At 55.8% G+C, this 22650-nt stretch carries 22 protein-coding genes; 18 read left to right on the plus strand and 4 right to left on the minus strand.

Annotation, left to right across the window (positions count from 1 at the left end; all coding sequences use genetic code 11):
• Positions 1-122 precede the first annotated feature (122 nt).
• Positions 123-1868 (plus strand): gamma-glutamyltransferase, encoded by a 1746-nt coding sequence (gene ggt, locus ELK40_RS02190; RefSeq protein ID WP_206529373.1) that lies wholly within the window; start codon positions 123-125, stop codon positions 1866-1868.
• 86 nt (positions 1869-1954) lie between these two features.
• Here the strand turns inward: ggt and yhhY are convergent, their stop codons facing one another.
• On the minus strand, positions 1955-2443 hold the full coding sequence (gene yhhY / locus ELK40_RS02195) for an N-acetyltransferase (protein ID WP_127729254.1): 489 nt from the start codon (positions 2441-2443) through the stop codon (positions 1955-1957).
• Positions 2444-2699: 256 nt separating this feature from the next.
• Here yhhY and ELK40_RS02200 point away from each other — a divergent pair, with 256 nt between their 5' ends.
• The 5 genes from ELK40_RS02200 to gntU all read left to right on the plus strand — a co-directional run bounded on the left by ELK40_RS02200 (position 2700) and on the right by gntU (position 7651).
• Entirely contained in the window at positions 2700-3737 is a 1038-nt protein-coding gene (locus tag ELK40_RS02200) for an oxidoreductase (RefSeq protein WP_115876930.1), read from the plus strand.
• A 123-nt stretch (positions 3738-3860) separates the two neighbouring features.
• On the plus strand, positions 3861-4556 hold the full coding sequence (locus tag ELK40_RS02205; protein WP_115876929.1) for a pirin family protein: 696 nt from the start codon (positions 3861-3863) through the stop codon (positions 4554-4556).
• A 101-nt stretch (positions 4557-4657) separates the two neighbouring features.
• Positions 4658-5653: a gluconate operon transcriptional repressor GntR gene (gene gntR, locus ELK40_RS02210; protein ID WP_021242747.1), complete on the plus strand. Its 996-nt coding sequence runs from the start codon at positions 4658-4660 to the stop codon at positions 5651-5653.
• A gap of 126 nt (positions 5654-5779) precedes the next feature.
• Positions 5780-6307 carry a gluconokinase gene (gntK, locus tag ELK40_RS02215; protein WP_008503362.1) on the plus strand — a complete coding sequence of 176 codons (528 nt, stop codon included), beginning with the start codon at positions 5780-5782 and terminating at the stop codon, positions 6305-6307.
• A gap of 3 nt (positions 6308-6310) precedes the next feature.
• Entirely contained in the window at positions 6311-7651 is a 1341-nt protein-coding gene (gene gntU, locus ELK40_RS02220; protein ID WP_127729256.1) for a gluconate transporter, read from the plus strand.
• A gap of 115 nt (positions 7652-7766) precedes the next feature.
• Here gntU and plsB read toward each other — a convergent pair whose 3' ends face one another.
• Positions 7767-10187, minus strand: a complete 2421-nt coding sequence (gene plsB, locus ELK40_RS02225; RefSeq protein ID WP_115876928.1) for a glycerol-3-phosphate 1-O-acyltransferase PlsB — start codon at positions 10185-10187, stop codon at positions 7767-7769.
• A 154-nt stretch (positions 10188-10341) separates the two neighbouring features.
• On the opposite strand from plsB, the gene ELK40_RS02230 reads away from it, so the two are divergent.
• From ELK40_RS02230 to ELK40_RS02245, 4 genes are all read left to right on the plus strand, one after another.
• On the plus strand, positions 10342-10710 hold the full coding sequence (locus tag ELK40_RS02230) for a diacylglycerol kinase (RefSeq protein ID WP_111964212.1): 369 nt from the start codon (positions 10342-10344) through the stop codon (positions 10708-10710).
• Between the two features lie 108 nt (positions 10711-10818).
• Positions 10819-11427 carry a transcriptional repressor LexA gene (gene lexA / locus ELK40_RS02235; RefSeq protein WP_111964211.1) on the plus strand — a complete coding sequence of 203 codons (609 nt, stop codon included), beginning with the start codon at positions 10819-10821 and terminating at the stop codon, positions 11425-11427.
• A gap of 62 nt (positions 11428-11489) precedes the next feature.
• Positions 11490-12827, plus strand: coding sequence for an MATE family efflux transporter DinF (dinF, locus tag ELK40_RS02240; RefSeq protein WP_115876926.1), 1338 nt, complete (start codon positions 11490-11492; stop codon positions 12825-12827).
• A 120-nt stretch (positions 12828-12947) separates the two neighbouring features.
• Positions 12948-13157, plus strand: a complete 210-nt coding sequence (locus ELK40_RS02245; protein WP_127732720.1) for a CsbD family protein — start codon at positions 12948-12950, stop codon at positions 13155-13157.
• Positions 13158-13205: 48 nt separating this feature from the next.
• On the opposite strand, the gene zur is transcribed toward ELK40_RS02245, so the two are convergent.
• Entirely contained in the window at positions 13206-13718 is a 513-nt protein-coding gene (gene zur, locus ELK40_RS02250) for a zinc uptake transcriptional repressor Zur (protein ID WP_008503369.1), read from the minus strand.
• A gap of 115 nt (positions 13719-13833) precedes the next feature.
• On the opposite strand from zur, the gene ELK40_RS02255 reads away from it, so the two are divergent.
• The 4 genes from ELK40_RS02255 (at position 13834) to pspG (ending at position 17262) form a co-directional block, all read left to right on the plus strand.
• Entirely contained in the window at positions 13834-14322 is a 489-nt protein-coding gene (locus ELK40_RS02255; RefSeq protein WP_127729258.1) for a cupin domain-containing protein, read from the plus strand.
• A gap of 172 nt (positions 14323-14494) precedes the next feature.
• Positions 14495-15805 carry a conjugal transfer protein TraF gene (locus ELK40_RS02260; RefSeq protein WP_115876924.1) on the plus strand — a complete coding sequence of 437 codons (1311 nt, stop codon included), beginning with the start codon at positions 14495-14497 and terminating at the stop codon, positions 15803-15805.
• Between the two features lie 82 nt (positions 15806-15887).
• Complete coding sequence (dusA, locus tag ELK40_RS02265; protein WP_127729260.1) at positions 15888-16883, plus strand: tRNA dihydrouridine(20/20a) synthase DusA; 996 nt, start codon at positions 15888-15890, stop codon at positions 16881-16883.
• Between the two features lie 136 nt (positions 16884-17019).
• The gene (gene pspG / locus ELK40_RS02270; RefSeq protein ID WP_111964222.1) at positions 17020-17262 is read left to right on the plus strand and encodes an envelope stress response protein PspG; all 243 of its coding nucleotides are present in this window, start codon (positions 17020-17022) and stop codon (positions 17260-17262) included.
• A 184-nt stretch (positions 17263-17446) separates the two neighbouring features.
• Here the strand turns inward: pspG and ELK40_RS02275 are convergent, their stop codons facing one another.
• A complete protein-coding gene (locus ELK40_RS02275) occupies positions 17447-18430 on the minus strand; it encodes a quinone oxidoreductase (protein WP_127729262.1) in 984 nt (327 codons plus the stop codon).
• Between the two features lie 66 nt (positions 18431-18496).
• On the opposite strand from ELK40_RS02275, the gene dnaB reads away from it, so the two are divergent.
• Genes dnaB through ELK40_RS02295 form a run of 4 tightly spaced genes read left to right on the plus strand, consistent with a single transcriptional unit; the run spans position 18497 to position 22592 of the window.
• Positions 18497-19909 (plus strand): replicative DNA helicase, encoded by a 1413-nt coding sequence (gene dnaB, locus ELK40_RS02280; protein ID WP_127729264.1) that lies wholly within the window; start codon positions 18497-18499, stop codon positions 19907-19909.
• Between the two features lie 16 nt (positions 19910-19925).
• Positions 19926-21005, plus strand: a complete 1080-nt coding sequence (gene alr, locus ELK40_RS02285; RefSeq protein ID WP_127729266.1) for an alanine racemase — start codon at positions 19926-19928, stop codon at positions 21003-21005.
• A gap of 22 nt (positions 21006-21027) precedes the next feature.
• Positions 21028-21585 carry a nicotinamide riboside transporter PnuC gene (pnuC, locus tag ELK40_RS02290; protein ID WP_127729268.1) on the plus strand — a complete coding sequence of 186 codons (558 nt, stop codon included), beginning with the start codon at positions 21028-21030 and terminating at the stop codon, positions 21583-21585.
• Positions 21582-22592: an AAA family ATPase gene (locus ELK40_RS02295; protein WP_127729270.1), complete on the plus strand. Its 1011-nt coding sequence runs from the start codon at positions 21582-21584 to the stop codon at positions 22590-22592. The genes pnuC and ELK40_RS02295 overlap by 4 nt, the downstream gene beginning before the upstream one ends.
• The last annotated feature ends 58 nt before the right edge of the window (positions 22593-22650 follow it).

The raw sequence follows: 22650 nt of genomic DNA on the forward strand, positions 1-22650 counted from the left end.
GTCATTTCCTCCTTTTGAGGTCTCTCTTAAGTTTACCCTGATTTCACCATGACGATGATTTTTTAGGAGTTGTGAACCAGGCTTAAGCGGGGAATATGGATCCCTTCACCTGGAGAACAATAATGATGAAACCAACGTTTTTGCGCTGGGTCGCCCTCGCCGCGCTGATGGCTGGCGGTACATTTAGCGTGGCGGCGAACCCGCCCGCGGCGCCTCCGGTCTCTTACGGCGTGGAGGAAGATGTTTTTCATCCCGTGCGGGCAACCCACGGCATGGTGGCATCCGTGGATGCGCTGGCGACCCGCGTGGGCGTCGATATTCTCAGACAGGGCGGTAACGCGGTGGATGCCGCGGTCGCCGTCGGCTACGCGCTGGCGGTGACGCACCCGCAAGCGGGGAACCTGGGCGGTGGCGGCTTTATGATGCTGCGCACCAAAGACGGGAAAACCACCGCCATCGACTTCCGTGAAATGGCGCCTTCTCAGGCGTCACGGGACATGTTCCTTGATGACCAGGGCAACCCGGACAGTAAAAAATCCCTGACCTCGCATCTCGCGTCCGGCACGCCGGGCACCGTTGCGGGCTTCTCGCTGGCGCTGGAAAAATACGGCACGATGCCGCTGAACAAGGTGGTGCAGCCTGCCATCAAGCTGGCGCGGGAGGGCTTTGTGGTGAATGACGCGCTGGCAGACGACCTCAAAACCTACGGCAGCGAAGTCATTCCGAATCATGAAAACAGCAAGGCCATCTTCTGGAAAGACGGCGAGCCGCTGAAGAAGGGCGATAAGCTGGTGCAAAAAAACCTCGCTAAAAGCCTGGAGCTGATTGCGGAGCACGGTCCGGACGCCTTCTACAAAGGGGCGATTGCCGATCAGATTGCGGAAGAGATGCAGAAGAACGGCGGGCTCATCACCAAAGCGGATCTGGCGGACTACAGGGCGGTGGAGCGCGAGCCGATTAGCGGCACCTACCGCGGCTACGAGGTGTTCTCCATGCCGCCGCCGTCTTCCGGGGGCATTCACATCGTGCAGATCCTCAACATTCTTGAAAACTTCGATATGCACAAGTTCGGCTTCGGCAGCGCGGATGCCATGCAGATAATGGCGGAAGCGGAAAAACGCGCCTACGCCGACCGCTCGGAATATCTCGGCGATCCGGACTTCGTGAAGGTGCCATGGCAGGCGCTGACCAACAAGGCGTACGCCAAATCCATTGCCGATCAGATCGATATCAACAAGGCCAAGCCGTCGAGCGAGATCCGCCCCGGCAAGCTGGCGCCGTATGAAAGCAACCAGACCACCCACTTCTCGGTGGTGGATAAAGACGGTAACGCGGTGGCGGTGACCTATACGCTCAACACCACGTTTGGCACCGGGATTGTGGCGGGCAATAGCGGCATTCTGCTGAACAACGAGATGGATGACTTCTCCGCCAAGCCGGGCGTGCCGAACGTCTATGGGCTGGTCGGCGGTGATGCGAATGCGGTAGGGCCGAAGAAACGTCCGCTGTCGTCCATGTCGCCCACCATCGTGGTGAAAGAGGGCAAAACCTGGCTGGCAACCGGCAGCCCGGGCGGTAGCCGAATTATCACCACAGTATTGCAGATGGTGGTGAACAGCATTGACTTTGGGATGAACGTCGCCGAAGCCACCAACGCCCCGCGCTTCCATCATCAGTGGCTGCCGGACGAGCTGCGCGTCGAGAAGGGCTTTAGCCCGGACACCATTAAACTGCTTGAGCAGCGTGGGCAGAAGGTGGCGGTGAAAGAGGCGATGGGCAGCACCCAGAGCATTATGGTAGGGCCGGACGGAGCGCTGTTTGGCGCATCAGATCCGCGTTCGGTGGATGATTTAACGGCGGGGTATTGATGTATTGCCCGGTGGCGCTGCGGTTACCGGGCCTACAACTGCACGAACGTAGGCCGGGCAAGGCGAAGCCGCCACCCGGCAAATCACTACTTCATTCTCGCCATATAATACGCATCCACATACTCGCCGTTGCGCAGGGCAAATTTCTTGCCGGTCCCTTCGATTTCAAAACCAAACTTTTCATAGAGGGTAACTGCCGCGGGGTTATCGGCAAAGACCGTGAGTTCGATACGTTCAATGCGCAACCAGTTGTCACACAGGTTGATCATCTCGCTCATGAGCCTGCGGCCTACGCCGCGTCCCTGCATATCCGCAGCCACGCTGATGCCGAATGTGGCAACATGGCTGCGACGCGGGTTTTCCATTACGTCCAGCGCCATATGTCCAATAACGCGCTGGTCAAGACAGGCAACGAGATGGCGCCGGCCTGGTTTTGTCGCAACGCGTTCGTGCCACATTTCCATAGAAGGATGAGGGAGTTGTAGCGTGTCGTGATACACATCAGGATGCGACATGATGTCACGTAAAGCTTCTGCATCGCTGGGTTCGATGTGGCGTATCACTATCTCACTCATTCCTTGTTCCTCAGTCAGTTAAAAGTCCCTTCCAACATCAATGACTTTAAAATTTGAGTCAACCGCTATTTTTTGCAAAAAGTATTGGACAAGTGCGAATGAGAATGATTATTATTGCTCTGCATTCAGGAAGACCCCTACGGGAACCTGAAAGCACGACATTGCTCACATTGCTTCCAGTATTACTTTAGCCAGCTTTTAGCTGGCTTTTTTTTTGTTATGGTTAGACTCAGTAACCTTCCAAAAGGACTGAGCCATGACACTACACTGTGCATTTATTGGATTTGGTAAAAGCACCACCCGCTACCACCTGCCGTATGTCCTCAACCGTAAAGATACCTGGCATGTGGCCCATATCTACCGCCGCCGCGCGAAGCCGGAAGAGCAATCTCCGCAGTACTCCCACATCCACTTCACCAGCGATCTCGACGAGGTGCTTAACGACCCACAGGTGAAGCTGGTGATTGTCTGCACCCACGCCGACAGCCATTTTGACTATGCCAAACGCGCGCTCAATGCGGGTAAAAACGTGCTGGTAGAAAAGCCGTTCACCCCGACCATTGCCGAAGCGAAAGAGCTGTTCGCGCTGGCGAAAAGCAAAGGCCTGACCGTTACGCCGTACCAGAACCGTCGCTTTGACAGCTGCTTTCTGACGGCGAAAAAAGCGATTGAAAGCGGCAAGCTCGGCAACATCGTGGAAATCGAAAGTCACTTCGATTACTACCGTCCTGTGGCGGAAACGCAACCCGGACTGCCTCAGGATGGTTCGTTCTATGGTCTGGGCGTGCACACCATGGACCAGATCATCTCCCTGTTTGGCCGCCCGGACCACGTGGCGTATGACATTCGCAGCCTGCGCAACAAAGCCAATCCGGACGATACCTTCGAAGCCCAGCTGTTCTACGGCGACCTGAAGGCCATCGTCAAAACCAGCCACCTGGTGAAGATCGACTACCCGAAATTTATCGTTCACGGTACCCGGGGTTCGTTCATTAAGTACGGCATTGACCAGCAGGAGACCAGCCTGAAGGCCAATATCATGCCGGGCGAGCCGGGATTTGCCGCAGACGATTCCGTGGGCGTGCTGGAGTATGTGAACGACGAGGGCATGACGGTCACAGAAACGCTGAAGCCGGAAACCGGCGACTATGGCCGCGTCTACGATGCGCTGTTTGAGACCCTCACAAACGGCACGGCGAATTACGTCAAGGAATCTGACGTTCTGACCAACCTCGAAATCCTTGAACGGGCCTTCGAACAGGCTTCTCCTGCCACGATATCCCTCGAGAAATAAGCAAAAACGGCTCCTCTGCGCTTGTTCATAATTTTTGAACAGAGGAGTCAATTTTCACCCTCTATGATCCCAGACCGTTTGCGTCCACACTTACTCCATCGAAACGAACTGAGGGTGAAAACAATGATCTACTTACGCAAAGCAAACGAACGTGGTCACGCGAATCATGGCTGGCTGGACTCATGGCATTCATTCTCGTTTGCCGACTACTACGACCCGAACTTCATGGGCTTCTCCGCGCTGCGCGTGATTAACGACGACGTGATTGATGCAGGCCAGGGCTTCGGTACCCACCCGCACAAAGACATGGAAATCCTTACCTATGTGCTGGAAGGCGCGGTTGAGCACCAGGACAGCATGGGCAACAAAGAGCAGGTTCCGGCGGGCGAGTTCCAGATTATGAGCGCGGGTACCGGGGTGCGTCACTCCGAGTACAACCCGAGCAAAACGGAAAAACTGCACCTGTATCAAATCTGGATCATTCCAGAAGAGACCGGCATCACGCCGCGCTACGAGCAGCGCCGCTTCGACGCGAAACAGGGCAAACAGCTGGTGCTCTCCCCGGATGCGCGTGAAGGTTCCCTGAAGGTGCATCAGGATATGGAGCTGTACCGCTGGGCGCTGGCGAAAGACGAACAGTCTGTGCACCAGATTGCCGCCAACCGCCGCGTCTGGATCCAGGTGGTGAAAGGTGACGTGTCCATCAACGGCACCAAAGCGACAACCGCCGATGGCCTGGCCGTCTGGGATGAGCAGGCGCTCTCCGTGCATGCCGACAGCGAAAGTGAAATTCTGCTGTTTGACCTGCCGCCGGTGTAATAAATCATAAATAAATGCCCATCCTTCCCTTTGACAGGGGAAGGATGGGCTTTGTCCGTGATAAACTGAGCAAATCTCTCACTTCAAGATTTCTCAGGACGATGAAAAAGAAACGCCCCGTACTTCAGGATGTCGCCGATCGCGTCGGTGTGACCAAAATGACGGTCAGCCGTTTTTTACGTAACCCGGAACAGGTTTCCGTAGCGTTACGTGGCAAGATTGCCGCTGCCCTTGATGAACTGGGTTATATCCCCAACCGCGCGCCCGATATCCTCTCCAATGCGACCAGCCGCGCGGTGGGCGTCCTGCTTCCTTCTCTGACCAACCAGGTATTTGCCGAAGTATTACGTGGAATCGAAAGCGTCACCGATGCGTTTGGCTACCAGACCATGCTCGCCCACTACGGGTACAAGCCGGAACTCGAAGAGGAACGTCTGGAATCGATGCTTTCCTGGAACATTGACGGCCTGATTTTAACCGAACGTACCCACACTGCCCGCACGCTCAAAATGATTGAAGTGGCCGGTATTCCGGTCGTGGAGCTGATGGACAGCCAGTCGCCATGCCTCGACATCGCCGTGGGGTTTGATAACTTCGAAGCGGCGCGTCAGATGACGGCGGCCATCATCGCCCGCGGGCATCGTCATATCGCCTATCTGGGTGCGCGTCTTGATGAACGTACTATCATCAAACAGAAGGGATACGAGCAGGCGATGCTCGACGCGAACTTAACCCCGTACAGCGTGATGGTGGAGCAGTCCTCTTCCTATACGTCGGGTATTGAGCTGATGCGTCAGGCGCGACGCGAGTATCCGCAACTGGACGGTATTTTCTGTACCAACGATGACCTTGCGGTCGGCGCAGCGTTTGAGTGTCAGCGTCTGGGGCTGAAGATCCCTGATGATATGGCGATCGCCGGTTTCCACGGCCACGATATTGGCCAGGTGATGGAGCCGCGTCTGGCGAGCGTCCTGACCCCGCGTGAACGTATGGGCCGCATTGGCGCAGAACGCCTGCTGGCGCGCATTCGTGGCGAGACGGTTACCCCGAAAATGTTAGATTTAGGTTTCACCTTGTCACCGGGTGGATCTATTTGAACTGACAAATTTGAAGTAGCTCACACTTATTCACTTCGCGCACGTTTGGATATTGCTTCTCTTTTGCCCCGGCAGGACAATGTTACCGATAAATGTTACCCGTAACAATTGACTGAGGGACACCCTTTGAGCACGACTAATCACGATCACCACGTCTACGTCCTGATGGGCGTTTCCGGTAGCGGGAAATCAGCCGTGGCCAGCGAAGTGGCGCATCAACTCCAGGCTGCGTTTCTTGATGGCGACTTCCTCCATCCGCGCAGCAACATCATGAAAATGGCCTCCGGCGAGCCGCTGAACGACGACGACCGCAAACCGTGGTTGCAGGCGCTGAATGACGCCGCGTTCGCGATGCAGCGTACCAATAAAGTCTCCCTGATCGTCTGCTCCGCGCTGAAAAAAACCTACCGCGACCTGCTGCGTGACGGCAACCCGAATCTCTCTTTCATCTACCTGAAAGGGGATTTCGAAGTGATTGAAAGCCGCCTGAAGGCGCGTAAAGGTCACTTCTTCAAAACCCAGATGCTGGTGACGCAGTTTGAAGCGCTGCAGGAGCCGGGTGAAGACGAAAAAGACGTCTTAGTGGTTGATATCGATCAGTCACTGGAGGGTGTTGTTGCCAGCACCATCGAGGTCATTAATAAAAGGCAGTAAGTTTTGAGTACATTAACGCTAGTTTTGACAGCAGTGGGTTCGGTATTGCTGCTGCTGTTTTTAGTGATGAAGGCGCGCATGCACGCCTTTGTTGCTTTGATGGTGGTTTCTATTGGTGCTGGTCTCTTTTCCGGTATGCCGCTCGACAAGATCGCCGCGACAATGGAAAAAGGGATGGGCGGAACGCTGGGCTTCCTGGCGATTGTGGTCGCGCTGGGCGCGATGTTTGGCAAGATTTTGCACGAGACGGGCGCGGTCGACCAGATTGCAGTCAAGATGCTGAAATCCTTTGGCCACAGCCGTGCGCACTACGCGATTGGCCTGGCAGGGCTGATTTGCGCGCTGCCGCTGTTCTTCGAAGTGGCCGTTGTGCTGCTGATAAGCGTCGCATTCTCCATGGCGCGCCATACCGGTACTAACCTCGTGAAGCTGGTCATTCCGCTGTTTGCGGGGGTGGCGGCAGCCGCAGCGTTTCTGCTGCCGGGGCCTGCGCCGATGCTGCTGGCCTCCCAGATGCACGCCGACTTTGGCTGGATGATCCTGATTGGCCTGTGCGCGGCAATCCCGGGGATGATTATCGCCGGTCCGCTGTGGGGCAACTTCATCAGCCGTTACGTTGAGCTGCATATTCCGGATGACGTCACCGAGCCGCACCTGGGCGAGGGCAAAATGCCGTCCTTCGGCTTCAGCCTGTCGCTGATCCTGTTGCCGCTGGTTCTGGTGGGTCTGAAAACCATCGCCGCGCGCTTTGTGCCGGTGGGGTCCACTGCCTACGAATGGTTTGAGTTCATCGGTCACCCGTTCACGGCGATCCTGGTGGCCTGTCTGGTGGCGATTTACGGCCTGGCGATGCGTCAGGGGATGCCGAAAGACCGGGTGATGGAGATTTGCGGTGCGGCGCTGCAGCCTGCGGGCATTATCCTGCTGGTGATCGGTGCAGGCGGCGTGTTCAAGCAGGTGCTGGTGGATTCCGGCGTGGGCCCGGCTCTGGGTGAAGCGCTGACCGGGATGGGCCTGCCGATTGCGGTGACCTGCTTTGTGCTGGCTGCGGCGGTACGTATCATCCAGGGTTCTGCTACCGTGGCGTGTTTAACCGCCGTGGGTCTGGTGATGCCGGTGATTGAACAGCTGAACTACTCCGGTGCCCAGATGGCCGCGCTTTCTATTTGTATCGCGGGCGGTTCGATTGTGGTCTCTCACGTTAACGACGCCGGCTTCTGGCTGTTCGGTAAGTTTACCGGTGCCACCGAAGCGCAAACTCTGAAAACCTGGACGCTGATGGAAACCATACTCGGCACGACGGGTGCGATTGTCGGGATGATTGCCTTTACGCTGCTCAGCTAAATGCAATGATTTAACAAGGCAAAAAAAAGGCCCGGTAGCGTTAACGCTTACCGGGCCTTTTATTATGCAGAACGTCAGGCCGGGTCAGGTGAAACCATCACCCGGCTTTTTAACATCACTCGCCCTGCGTGGCGCTCTCAATCGTCAAGCGCACGTCCGAGGTAATCAGCTCTGCGAGCATCTGGTAAACCTTCAGCGTCTCTTCCGGCTCGGCATCGCCTGTATCGCTGATGAAGCCTTCATCACGCAGCGTCAGTACCAGAGAACTAAAGACTGCTTTGTCGAAGAATTCAGGGGCGTTAATGCCGTGCAGAACGGACAGGCGCTGGGCCAGCGTCCGGCTTTCTTTCTCCAGCGTACCGCGGTTGATGGACGGGTTCGCACTCAGCAGCCAGAACGTAATGGCGTAGCGCTGCAGCGTTTCACGCGCACCGGCCGCCAGCAGCTGCAGGGTACGGGAGCGTGACGGATTGATGTGCAGCTCGTCGTTTGAAACGGCGATCAGCCCCTGGCGACGCATCTCTTCCGTCATCTTATCCAGTTCTGTCGCCAGCTCATCCTTACTCCAGCGCAGGAACAGCTCCGCTTTCAGCATCGGATAGATGGTCTCAAGATGGCGCAATAGCTCCTGACGGGAGATATGACGATGCTGGGTAATAATGGCGGCCATGAGCGACGGCAGCATCAGCATATGCGTGATGTTGTTGCGGTAGTAGGTCATCAGCACCGCCTGCTCGCGCGGCAGAATGATGATGTCGCCGATCGTGTCCTTTTCGACTTCAAACTTGTTCATCTGAAGCGCGTGATCGATAAGCTCACTGGCGGTCGCAGAAGGTACGGTCGAATCAACCGAATACGGCACGTTCCGCATCATATCCAGATAGCAATCCAGCTGCTCTGTGAGCTGTTCACGGGTCAGCGAGCGCTGGCGCGAAGCCAGAAGCGCCGTACAGCACAGGTTCATGGCGTTAGCCGCACCGGCGTTGTTAATGCGCACCATCAGCTCGGACGCGATGCCGTTAACCGTTGGCGTCAGCCAGGCCGGACGCACCGCTTCGATAGGATCGATGGACTCACGCCACTCCGGAACGTGATGGTTCAGGTACGTCATCAGCGGCATCGGCTCGCCGAAGTTCACGTAGCCCTGACCAAGATTGCGCAACTTGCTCAAGCCGCGCAGCATCTGCGGCAGGCTCTCTTTCTCTTTGGTCGCGCCACGCAGCTCTTTCGCGTACGTGCCCACTTCCATCACGTGCTCGTAGCCAATGTAGATAGGCACCAGCGTAATCGGACGGGTACCTCCGCGCAGCATGGCCTGGATGGTCATCGACAGCGTGCCGGTCTTCGGATCGAGCAGACGACCGGTACGGGAACGACCGCCCTCCACGAAGTACTCCACGGAATAGCCGCGGCTGAACAGCTCGCCCAGATACTCGCGGAACACGGTGGAGTAGAGCTTGTTGCCCTTGAAGGTACGACGAATAAAGAACGCGCCCAGGCGGCGGAAAATCGGACCTGCTGGCCAGAAGTTCAGGTTGATACCGGCTGCGATGTGCGGTGGTACCAGCCCCTGATGATAGAGCACGTAGGAAAGGAGCAGGTAGTCCATGTGGCTGCGGTGGCAGGGAACATAGACAATTTCATGGCCATCATGCGCCAGCTGACGCACGCGCTCGGCGTTATGGACGTTGATGCCCTGATAAAGGCGGTTCCACGTAAAGCCGAGGATACGATCGGAAAGGCGAATCATCTCGTAAGAGAAGTTCGCTGCAATCTCTTCCATCAGCGCAATGGCGTTCTGCTGGGCTTTCTCATGCGAAATTTTCTTGCTGCGCGCTTCATCTTCAACGGCGCGGGCAATCGCTTTGGAAGCCAGCAGCTTGTTGAACAGATCCTGACGCGCCGGGAGGCGTGGCCCTACGGCAGCGAGGCGCTGACGAGCGAAGTGCATACGCGCTACGCGCGCCAGTTTTTGCGCGATGATCTTGTCGGTGCCGTGCTCGTCCGCCATGCGACGCAGCGAAACGGAAGGGGAGAAACGTACAAAGCTGTCGCGTCCCAGCCAGGAGACCGCAAAGAACTTCTGGATGCCGTTAAGCATGCGCAGCGGCGGGTTCTCTTCACCTTTTTCGCGGCCCGGACGACGACCAAACATCACCGATACCGGCACCATCTGCACATCCAGATCGGGGTTGCTGCGGTGCAGGTCGAGATAGTCATGGAACAGCTTGATGGACTCTTCTTTCGGCGTGTAATAGGTAAACACGCGCGGCCCGCCGTGGATGAACACGTAGCGCGGCAGCAGCGTACCGTCAACTTCCAGCGGTTCAAGCGGATCTGGTAAGTCATGCGCCAGACACTGGGCGCGAAGCGTCAGTAAGTCAGCCTTCGAGTTATAAGGCAAAACGTACATAATGGGACGCGACGTATCGAGCCCCAGTTCCAGCGCGGGTTCTGCTGGGATAGACTTGCTTTTTACCAGGATGCTTAATGGTAAATTAAGTAATTTGTAGTAAATTCGTGGCCAGCCGGACATAAACGATGTAAAGCCTCTGGTTAATAATGCAATTGCGGCGCAAGGATAACAGAAAGCGCGCAAAATTTCTGTTGTTACCCGTCATACTTCAGGCTGTAGCGAAACGCTCTACGGCTCCTGTTACTGACGCTCTTTTTTAAAAAAGGTTCTTTTAATGGCCAATAATACCACTGGGTTAACACGTATCATCAAAGCCGCCGGCTATTCATGGAAAGGTTTCCGTGCCGCATGGGCCAACGAGGCCGCGTTTCGCCAGGAGGGCGTCGCCGCTATCATCGCGGTGATCGTCGCCTGTTTCCTTGATGTTGATGCTATTACCCGCGTACTTCTTATCGGTTCCGTACTTCTGGTGATGATAGTGGAAATTCTTAATAGCGCTATTGAGGCCGTTGTGGATCGCATCGGTTCCGATTTCCATGAGCTTTCTGGCCGCGCAAAAGACATGGGATCTGCTGCCGTATTACTGGCGATTATCACTGCCGTTATCACCTGGGTCACGCTGCTTTGGTCACATTTCCGATGAGCCTCGAGGAATAATTAAGTCCCTGGTTTTTTGTGCAGTTTTTGGTTCCAAAATCGCCTTTGACTGTATATACTCACAGCATAACTGTATATACACCCAGGGGGCGGAATGAAAGCGTTAACGACCAGGCAGCAAGAGGTGTTTGATCTCATCCGGGATCATATCGGCCAGACGGGTATGCCACCTACGCGTGCGGAAATCGCGCAGCGTCTGGGTTTCCGTTCTCCGAATGCTGCCGAAGAACACCTGAAAGCGCTGGCGCGTAAAGGCGTGATTGAGATTGTATCAGGCGCGTCACGCGGTATCCGACTGCTGGTAGAAGAAGAGACGGGCATTCCGCTGGTAGGTCGTGTTGCTGCCGGTGAGCCTTTACTGGCACAGCAGCATATTGAAGGTCATTACCAGGTCGATCCAGCCATGTTCAAGCCGAGCGCTGATTTTCTGCTGCGCGTTAGCGGCATGTCGATGAAAGACATCGGTATTCTTGACGGCGATCTGCTTGCGGTACATAAAACGCAGGATGTGCGTAACGGCCAGGTGGTTGTCGCGCGCATTGACGATGAAGTCACCGTCAAACGTCTGAAAAAACAGGGTAACACCGTTCAGTTGCTGCCTGAAAACAACGAGTTCACCCCAATTGTGGTCGATCTCCGCGAACAGAACTTCTCTATCGAAGGTCTGGCAGTAGGCGTGATTCGTAACGGTGAATGGCTGTAATCTCTTCCTGACAGGCTACGCTTCCGCTGTAGCCTGTTCATCTACCTTTCCCGGTATTTCGCATGTCACTACTGACGGCATCAGATAAGGCATTGTGGCGTCTTGCCCTGCCGATGATTTTCTCCAATATTACCGTGCCTTTACTGGGACTGGTTGATACTGCCGTTATAGGCCATCTTGATTCACCAGTTTATCTTGGCGGCGTGGCGATTGGCGCGACGGCAACCAGCTTCCTGTTTATGCTGTTGCTCTTTTTACGCATGAGCACCACCGGTCTTACCGCACAGGCTTATGGTGCGAAAGATCCGCTGCGTCTGGCGCGCGCGCTGGTGCAGCCGCTGATACTCGCGCTTGGCGCGGGTGCGTTAATCGTTGTATTGCGGACACCCCTGATCGATCTTGCGCTTCATATCGTTGGCGGCAGCGAGGCGGTACTGGATCAGGCGCGACGTTTCCTTGAAATCCGCTGGCTCAGCGCGCCCGCGTCGCTGGCTAACCTGGTTCTGCTGGGGTGGCTACTGGGCGTTCAGTATGCACGGGCGCCAGTGATTTTGCTGGTGGTGGGCAACCTTCTCAACATTGTGCTGGATATCTGGCTGGTGATGGGCCTGCATATGAACGTGCGGGGCGCGGCGCTGGCGACGGCGATTGCCGAATACGGGACCTTTATCATTGGCTTGTGGATGGTCTGGCGCGTGCTGTCGATGCGCGGGATCTCTCTGGCGCTGCTCAAAACCGCATGGCGCGGCAATATCCGTAAGCTGCTGGCCCTCAACCGTGACATCATGCTGCGCTCGCTGCTTCTTCAGCTCTGCTTCGGCGCGCTGACGGTTTTCGGGGCTCGACTGGGGCCAGAAATCGTGGCGGTCAACGCGATATTGATGACGCTTCTGACCTTTACCGCCTATGCGCTGGATGGTTTTGCCTACGCGGTTGAAGCGCATTCCGGGCAGGCGTACGGTGCGCGAGAAAGCGGACAGCTTCGGGATGTCTGGCGGGCAGCCTGCCGTCAGTCGGGACTGGTGGCGCTGGCCTTTGGTCTGGTTTACGCCTGCTTTGGTGAGCAGATCGTTGCATTGCTGACGACTATCCCTGCTCTGCGCGAGCTGGCGAGTCACTATCTCCTCTGGCAAGTCATCTTACCGGTGGTCGGCGTCTGGTGTTATCTGCTGGACGGCATGTTTATTGGTGCGACGCGCGGAGCGGAAATGCGCAACAGCATGGCGGTCGCGGCGGCAGGGTTTGGTCTGACGCTGCTAACGCTTCCCTGGCTGGGTAATCATGGTTTGTGGCTGGCCCTGGCCGTCTTCCTCTCGCTGCGCGGGTTATCGCTGGCGTTTATCTGGCACCGCCACTGGCAAAACGATACCTGGTTCTCTTCGCGCCACGATATATCGTGACGGTTAAAGATTCCGAATATGAAATTAACTACGGAATCCTTAACTACAATAATTATCACGTCCAGCAGAAAAGAACGTAACGGACGTTACGACCCGACGCTTAACTAAGAGGACACGATGATGAATAAAGACGAAATCAGCGGCAACTGGAAGCAGTTCAAAGGTAAAGCGAAAGAAAAGTGGGGTAAGCTGACTGATGACGATATGACCGTCATTGAAGGTAAACGCGATCAGCTTGTCGGTAAAATTCAGGAACGTTACGGCTACGCGAAAGATCAGGCGGAAAACGAAGTCAAAGACTGGGAAACCCGTAACGACTACCGCTGGTAACGCTGAATAACCCACAGGGCGGCTCCAGGCCGCCTTTTTCTTTTGCCGCTAACGCGGCTTTTTCTTCACCAGGATAGAGTGGTCGTGCTGACACGCGTCCTGATGGCGACAGGCTTCCACCTCCACGCACGCGGAACAGAGCCCGTGCGCTTCAATCACGTTATGACGCAGGGCAAACCCCATTTTCGCTGCCAGCGTATGCATAATGTCTTCCACGCCTTCCGCAGCCTCTTCTTTCACCACGCCGCAGCGGTCACAGATAAACATCGCCGATGTGTGGGTGGGCTGATCGAACAGATGGCACAGCACATAGCTGTTGGTGGATTCCACCTTGTGCACGAACCCTTGTTCAAGCAGGAAATCCAGAGCGCGATAGACCGTCGGCGGCTTTGCCTGCGGCTCGCTTTCGCGGAGCAGGTCGAGCAGATCGTAGGCGCTGATGGCACCCTGCTGCAGGCTCATCAGGCGTAATACTTCAAGGCGCTGCGGAGTCAGGCGCACATTGCGTTGCGCACACAGCTTTTCGGCCTGCGCTAACAGCTCTTTTGTGGACTTATCCATGTAGCACCCCGGATGTTATAGGACGGAAAACCCTCACTTTATCATGTTCTGGTAAAAACGCCGAGATCCGCCAGTCTGTGCTATACCTGACCCATTACAAACCGGGAAATAAACAATGAAAAAACCTGACTGTATTCGGCACTGGCGCGACGTTGAAGGCGCGGATGATTCGACCTATCCCGACAGCGACGAGCTGTTTTCTATCGGCGCCCCGCTGGCTCGCAAGCTTGGGCTCGGGCGTATTGGTATCCATCATGAGCGCCTGCCGCCTGGGCGCAGGACGTCTTATCCGCACGCGGAGAGCGACGAAGAAGAGTTTATTTACGTGCTTGAAGGCCACCCTGACGCCTGGATTAATGGCTACTTGTGGAAGCTGGAGCCTGGCGACAGCGTAGGTTTTCCCGCCGGTACCGGCATCTGTCATACCTTTATCAACAACACGGACGACGAGGTTCGGCTCCTGGTCGTTGGCGAGGCCAACAAGAAGCATAACCGCATATACTATCCGCTTAACCCGGTTTATGCCGCTACCCGAGAGGATCGCTGGGTAGACCACCCGCCCCAGTTTTTTGGACCGCATGATGGAAAACCTGGGAAAAAATAATTTCCTCTTCTATAAATATTGAGGGCCGTCACAAAATATAACAGGCCGTAAGGGAGTTTTACTTAGGGATAGAAATAGCGGGTCTTTTACTACTTATTCACAGCAATAGTTCGTTCCTGTTTGGGTGATAACAGACAGGGGTTATTTCATAACAGACTATAACGGGCATACTGTGAAAAAAAATTTTAAATTTTCGGTGGTTAGTATCGCTGTTTCCTTGTTTATGGCAAATCAGGCGGGAGCAGCCAATACCTGGACAGAATCACGAAGCGACGCAATGGGTGGCACTGGCGTTGCCTCCGGGAGCTATGGCAGTGGGGCATTAATCAACCCCGCGCTGCTGGCAAAGGCAAAACCTGACGATGATGTGACGGTCATTTTGCCGTCCGTTGGCGTACAGGTAACGGATGAGGACAATCTTCAGGACGAGATTGATACCATCAACGACAAAATCAATCACTACAAGGATGTGGTTGATAATCTCACGCCAAGAGAAATTATCACCAATCCATTAGGTTCCATTAATCAGTTCCAGGGCGCGGCCAAAGATCTGGCCGATGAGCTGGACTATCTCAAAGGCAAAACCGCACGCGCAACGGCTGGTGCAGGGCTTGCGGTGAGTATCCCTAACGATGTCCTTTCGGTAGCCTTCATGGCGAAAGGCTATGCCCATGGCCGGGTAAGCTCGTCTATCGATCAGCAGGATATTGATTACCTTCGCGGTATTCAACGCAGTAATGTGGTGGCTGCCGGTGTCGCCCTGGACGCTGCGCTGAACGGCACGGATCAGATCACTAAAAACCTCAACTCAACCGCGTCTGGCCGGGCAGCGATTGTCTCAGACTATGGTGTTGCCGTTGCCCGCCAGTTTGACCTCGGCGGCGTCCCTGTTTCCGTGGGCGTGACGCCAAAGCTGCAAAAAACCTGGGTCTATAACTACACCACGTCAATCTACGATTACGACAGTAACAAGTGGAACGACAGCCGCTACCGTACTGACGATACGGGCTTCAACGTGGATGCCGGTATTGCGGCCGATTTCGGCGAACACTGGACCGTTGGCGTGAGCGGACAAAACCTGATGTCGCGCGATATCGACACCAAAGATATCCGTATCCGCAATGGCCGTACGGGAGAAGTGGTGAGCTATAAAGACACCTATCAGATCCGCCCGCTGGTAACCGCCGGTGCCGCCTGGCACAACGACCTGGTGACGCTGACCGCCGATGGCGATCTGACCGAAACCAAAGGCTTCAAGAGCGAAGATACGTCGCAGTACGTGGGTGTCGGTGCCGAGGTGACGCCGCTGAGCTGGCTGGCGGTGCGTGCGGGTTATCGTGCAGACGTGAAGGGTAACGACAGCAATGTCTTTACCGGCGGTGTCGGTTTCGCGCCGTTTAGCACCGTGCATGTTGACCTGATGGGCCTGTACGGTGAAGACGAAACCTGGGGCGCAGGGGCTCAGCTGAGCATGACGTTCTAAAGTCCACCGGAGGCGCTGCGCCTCCGGCTTTTCTTTGTGCTATAGTAGCGCCCCTTTTCCACCAGATGCTTAAAACTTCGCCATGTCGTCAGAATCACAGACCGCTTTCCCCGCACACCGTTTCTCCATTGCGCCGATGCTCGACTGGACTGACAGACACTGCCGCTATTTCCTGCGCCAGCTCTCCCGCCATACGCTGCTGTACACCGAAATGGTGACCACAGGCGCAATCATTCACGGGAAGGGCGACTATCTGGCCTATAGCGAAGAAGAGCATCCGGTTGCCCTGCAGCTGGGCGGCAGCGATCCGGCCGCGCTGGCGCAGTGTGCGAAGCTGGCGGAAGCGCGCGGCTACGACGAGATCAACCTGAACGTTGGCTGCCCGTCCGACCGTGTGCAAAACGGTATGTTCGGTGCCTGCCTGATGGGGAATGCCCAGCTGGTAGCGGACTGTATCAAGGCGATGCGCGACGTCGTTTCCATTCCGGTGACGGTCAAAACCCGTATCGGGATTGACGACCAGGACAGCTACGAATTCCTGTGCAACTTCATCGATACGGTCTCCGGAAAGGGCGAATGCGAGATGTTCATCATCCACGCGCGAAAAGCCTGGCTCTCCGGCCTGAGCCCGAAAGAGAACCGTGAGATCCCGCCGCTGGACTACCCGCGCGTGCATCAGCTGAAGCGTGACTTCCCGCACCTGACGATGTCGATCAACGGCGGCATTAAGTCGCTGGAAGAGGCCAAAGCGCATCTGGCGCATATGGATGGCGTGATGGTCGGCCGCGAGGCGTACCAGAACCCAGGCATTCTGGCGACGGTCGATCGCGAAATCTTTGGCATTGAAGGCGCAGACACCGATCCGGTTGCCGTCGTGCGGGCGATGTATCCTTATATTGAGCGCGAGCTGAGCAACGGTACGTATCTCGGCCATATCACTCGCCATATGCTGGGTCTGTTCCAGGGCATTCCGGGCGCGCGTCAGTGGCGTCGCTACCTGAGCGAAAACGCACATAAAGCCGGTGCCGATATTGAGGTGCTGGAACATGCGCTGCGACTGGTAGCAGACAAGCGATAACATTCGCTAAAAGTTCGTCAAATTCACCACGCCCTGCGAGTTCTCGCGGGGCGTTTTGCTTTAAGAACAAAACGTTAGCTTTGGCATGGATCTTGTAATGCTTAATGCATTACTCGGGAACTCGTGGGAGAGCATCATGCTGGAACTACTTTTTGTTATTGGCTTTTTTGTCATGCTGTTAGCGACAGGCGTTTCGCTGCTCGGCATTCTGGCGGCTATCGTGGTGGCGACGGTGGTCATGTTTATTGGCGGACTGTTTGCGCTGACGATCAAACTGCTGCCGTGGTTGCTGCTGGCCGTTGCGGTGGTGTGGGTGATTCGGTCGATTAAATCGCCAAAAGTGCCCGGTTATCAGCGCAATAACCGCTTTCGTTACTAAGGTATTGAGGGGTTCGTCACATAGTTGTAACTTTTCCGGCAGCATGGCTTAGAACAGAATAGGATTTACTTATCGAATCTGTCACTATGACTGCCGTTAAAGAATTCATCGTGCTGTACCCTACATACAGCCGAACTAAAAAAAGAAAGGGCTTCCCACGGGAAGCCCAATTTCTTTTTGGGGCTCAGGGAATCAACAGGCTCGACCCCTGCGTCGCCCGGCTCTCCAGCACCTCATGCGCGCGCTGCGCATCGGTCAGCGCGAATTTCTGCGCATCTGCCACGTCCACTTTGATGACACCGCTGGCGATCAGCGAGAACAGCTCGTTGCTGGCTTCCTCAAGTTCTTCCCGGTTGGTGATGTAGCCCTGCAGGGAAGGGCGCGTGACGTACAGCGAACCTTTCTGATTCAGAATACCGAGATTCACGCCGGTGACAGCGCCTGACGCATTGCCAAAGCTCACCATCAGCCCACGACGCTGCAGACAGTCCAGCGACGCTTCCCAGGTGTCTTTCCCAACCGAGTCATACACGACGCGCACCTTTTTGCCGCTGGTGATCTCCTTCAGCCGTTCGACAATGCTCTCTTCACGATAGCTAATCACCTGCCAGGCGCCCGCCTGCAGCGCGCGCTGCGCTTTTTGGGCATTGCCCACGGTGCCGATCAGTTTTGCGCCCAAGGCTTTTGCCCACTGACAGGCGATGAGCCCGACGCCGCCCGCCGCGGCATGAAACAGGAACTGCTCGTCGGGTTTAATTTCATAGGTTTTACGCAGCAGATAGTAAACGGTTAAGCCTTTCAGGAACGAGGCCGCCGCCTGCTCAAAGGAGATGGCGTTGGGCAGCAGGGCGGCTTTATCCGCCGGGACGTTGTGGACGGAGCTGTAAGCGCCCAGCGCCGACTGCGCATATACCACGCGGTCGCCCTCTTTAATATGCTTAACCGCGCTGCCCACTTTGACGACGACACCGGCTGCCTCGGTGCCCAGTCCGCTCGGCATCGACGGAGGCGGGTAGAGCCCGCCGCGAATATAGGTGTCGATGTAGTTTATGCCTATGGCTTTGTTTTCAACCTGCACTTCGTTTTCGCCAGGCGCGGTGGGGGTGAACTCCACCGCTTTGAGTACGTCTGGCCCACCGTGTTTCTGGAATTCAATGCGCGTTGCCATGCTCCCTCCGTAAGAAAAATATGGTAATCTTTCGACCCACTCTTTATCTCGGTAACTCCATTCACTATGGCAGGAAACAAACCCTTCAACAAACAGACTGAACCTCGCGAGCGTGATTTCCAGGTCGCAGGGTTAAAGGTCCCGCCGCACTCGATTGAAGCGGAACAGTCGGTGTTGGGCGGTTTAATGCTGGATAACGAGCGCTGGGACGACGTCGCCGAGCGCGTCGTGGCGGAAGATTTCTACACCCGCCCGCACCGCCACATCTTTACCGAAATGGCGCGTCTGCAGGAGTCGGGCAGCCCGATCGACCTGATCACGCTCGCGGAATCACTGGAGCGTCTTGGTCAGCTCGACAGCTGCGGTGGGTTTGCCTATCTGGCGGAACTGTCAAAAAACACGCCTAGTGCGGCGAACATCAGCGCTTATGCCGATATCGTGCGCGAACGTGCCGTCGTCCGTGAGATGATCTCGGTGGCGAGCGAGATCGCCGAAGCCGGTTTTGATCCGCAGGGGCGCACCAGCGAAGACCTGCTTGACCTTGCCGAGTCCCGCGTTTTTAAAATCGCCGAAAGCCGCGCCAACAAAGACGAAGGCCCAAAAAATATCGCCGATGTGCTCGACGCCACCGTCGCCCGTATCGAACAGCTGTTCCAGCAGCCTCACGACGGTGTGACCGGGGTGAACACCGGCTATGACGATCTCAACAAGAAAACCGCCGGTCTGCAGCCGTCGGATTTGATTATCGTCGCCGCGCGTCCGTCGATGGGTAAAACGACATTTGCGATGAACCTCGTCGAAAACGCGGCGATGTTGCAGGATAAGCCGGTGCTGATCTTCAGCCTTGAGATGCCCTCCGAGCAGATTATGATGCGTTCTCTGGCATCGCTGTCTCGCGTGGACCAGACCCGCATCCGTACCGGCCAGCTTGACGATGAGGACTGGGCGCGCATCTCCGGCACCATGGGCATTCTGCTGGAAAAACGTAACATCTATATTGATGACTCTTCCGGCCTGACGCCGACGGAGGTTCGTTCCCGCGCGCGTCGTATCGCCCGTGAACACGGCGGCATCGGCCTCATCATGATCGACTACCTTCAGCTGATGCGCGTCCCGTCGCTTTCCGACAACCGTACGCTGGAAATTGCGGAGATTTCCCGCTCGCTCAAGGCATTAGCCAAAGAGCTGCACGTGCCGGTGGTGGCGCTGTCGCAGCTGAACCGCTCCCTGGAACAACGCGCCGACAAGCGCCCGGTCAACTCCGACTTGCGTGAATCCGGCTCCATCGAGCAGGATGCCGACTTAATCATGTTTATCTACCGTGATGAGGTTTATCACGAGAACAGCGACCTGAAAGGGATCGCCGAAATTATTATTGGTAAACAACGTAACGGCCCAATCGGAACGGTGCGTCTGACCTTTAACGGACAGTGGTCGCGTTTCGACAACTATGCCGGTCCTCAATATGATGATGAGTAATTTCTAAGGAATTCAAATGCAAGCGGCAACTGTTGTTATTAACCGCCGCGCTCTGCGACACAACCTGCAACGTCTGCGTGAACTGGCGCCTGCCAGCAAGCTCGTTGCAGTCGTGAAAGCGAACGCTTACGGACACGGTCTTCTTGAGACCGCGCGAACGCTCCCCGATGCCGATGCCTTTGGCGTCGCCCGTCTTGAAGAAGCCCTCCGCCTGCGCGCGGGGGGAATTACCCAACCGATTCTTCTCCTCGAAGGTTTTTTCGAAGCCAGCGATCTGCCAACCATTGCTGACCAGCATCTGCACACGGCGGTACACAATGAAGAACAGCTGGCCGCACTTGAAACCGCCGAGCTGAGCGAGCCGGTGACCGTCTGGATGAAGCTCGACACGGGCATGCACCGTCTGGGCGTGCGTCCTGAAAGCGCGGAAGCGTTTTACCAGCGTTTATGCCGGTGCAAAAACGTGCGCCAGCCGGTGAATATTGTCAGCCACTTCGCCCGTGCCGATGAGCCCGAGTGCGGTGCAACCGAGCGGCAGCTGGATATCTTTAATACCTTCTGCGAAGGCAAGCCGGGGATGCGCTCGATCGCCGCATCCGGCGGTATTTTGCTGTGGCCGCAGTCGCACTTCGACTGGGCGCGACCGGGCATCATTCTTTACGGCGTATCACCGCTGGAGAACAAGCCCTGGGGGCCGGATTTTGGCTTCCAGCCGGTCATGTCGCTGGTCTCTAACCTGATTGCCGTGCGTGACCATAAAGCGGGTGAGCCGGTGGGCTACGGCGGTACCTGGACCAGCGAGCGTGATACCCGCCTTGGCGTGGTGGCGATGGGCTATGGCGACGGTTATCCCCGTGCCGCGCCGTCGGGTACGCCGGTTCTCGTCAACGGCCGCGAGGTGAAGATTGTTGGTCGCGTGGCGATGGACATGATTTGCGTCGATCTGGGGCCAGAAGCGCAGGATAAACCCGGCGACGATGTGGTGATGTGGGGGGAAGGTTTACCCGTTGAACGTATTGCTGAAATCACTAAAGTGAGTGCTTACGAACTTATTACCCGCCTGACGTCTCGGGTGGCGATGAAGTACGTCGACTAACATTTTATTCCAGGGAAGGATAATGTCCCCTTCAGAAATCGCTGCGTGTCTGGCCTATGCTCTCTCCGTCTGGCTGGCCGCCAGAAACAATATCCATACGTGGTGGATAGGCATCATCGGTAGCGGGCTTTATGCCAGGGTCTTCTATTCTGTGCAGCTTTATGCTGACGTTACCCTTCAATTCTTCTTCATTATTACGAGCATAACCGGCTGGCTGCACTGGCTGAAAGGCAATCGCGGGGATGTACTGCCCGTTCGGCGTACCAGACCGGGGCATTTTTTTATGCTTTTGGCCTGCGCCATAAGCGTAGCAGCGGTATACGGGTGGATACTGCATCTCTATACTAATGCATGGGCCCCCTGGCTGGACTCCATCATTTTGACATTCAGCATTCTTGCTCAGTTTATGTTGATGGGACGGCGTCTGGAAAATTGGTACATCTGGCTTGCCGTTAATACGCTCGCAGTACCGCTGTACGCGACGAGAGAACTGTATCTGACCGCCGGTTTATATCTGGTGTTTTGGTTAAATGCCTGGCACGGACTGTATCAATGGCGCAAGGAGATCCGTGCGCAATGACGCTGTATGCCAACGGTCTGGTGGTAGGCAAATTCGCACCATTACATGCGGGCCATGAAGCGCTCATCAATACGGCACTTGAGCAGTGCGAGACGGTCTGTATCATCAGCTATTCGTCGCCGGAAATACGCGGTTACGAACCTGAAAAGCGGCTTAACTGGTTAACAACGCGCTTCCCACAATGTCGCCACCTCGTGCTTTCGCCGCAAGTGTTGGCTTCATATGGCCTTGCGCCACCGCCACCGAATGACGCTGATGACGATCTTCACAGGCATTATGTTGCAACGCTATGTGAGGACATTTTGCATTGTCAGCCAGAAGCGGTATTTACTGCCGAAGACTATGGAGACGGGTTTGCCACTGTCCTGAGCCAGCGTTTCGGACGACCGGTTGCGCACGTGCGTCTCCAGTGTCAACGGGGACCAGAAGCTCCATCGGGAACGCTCATCCGCTCTGATGTTCATCGTTATCGCAAGATGATATCCCCAGAGGTGTACCGTAGCTTTGTTTTTCGTATCTGCTTATTAGGTGGAGAATCGACGGGCAAAAGCACGCTTGCAAAGGCACTGGCGCAAACGCTAAACGTTCCGTACGTTGCAGAGTATGGTCGTGAACACTGGGAAAAGAAGAACGGTATCCTGGATCGGGAGGATTTGCTGCATATTGCCCGCGAGCAGGTGCGTCGGGAAGAATTAGCCTGCACGGCGCCTTATCTGGTCTGTGATACGTCACCTTTAACGACCCTGTTTTACGCGCTCGATCAGTTTGGCAACGCGCCGCAGGCGTTAATTGAGTTAGCCGAACGCGACTATTCTCTGGTCGTACTCTGCGGGGATGAATTTCCCTTTGTGCATGATGGGACCCGGCAGGGCCAGGCGTTTCGCCACAGACAGCAGGTATGGTATGAAGCAGAGCTGTCGGCACGAAATATTCCTTTTCTGCGCGTGCGGGGCTCATTGCCTGAGCGAATCGATCACATTTGCCGATATATCCAGGGACTGATCTGATATCGCTCTCGACCTTCTCCCACTTCCGGTTTATTGTTGAAATCCCTGCCTCATCGAA

This window comes from Enterobacter sp. N18-03635 (assembly GCF_004006055.1).
Classification (GTDB): domain Bacteria; phylum Pseudomonadota; class Gammaproteobacteria; order Enterobacterales; family Enterobacteriaceae; genus Enterobacter; species Enterobacter vonholyi.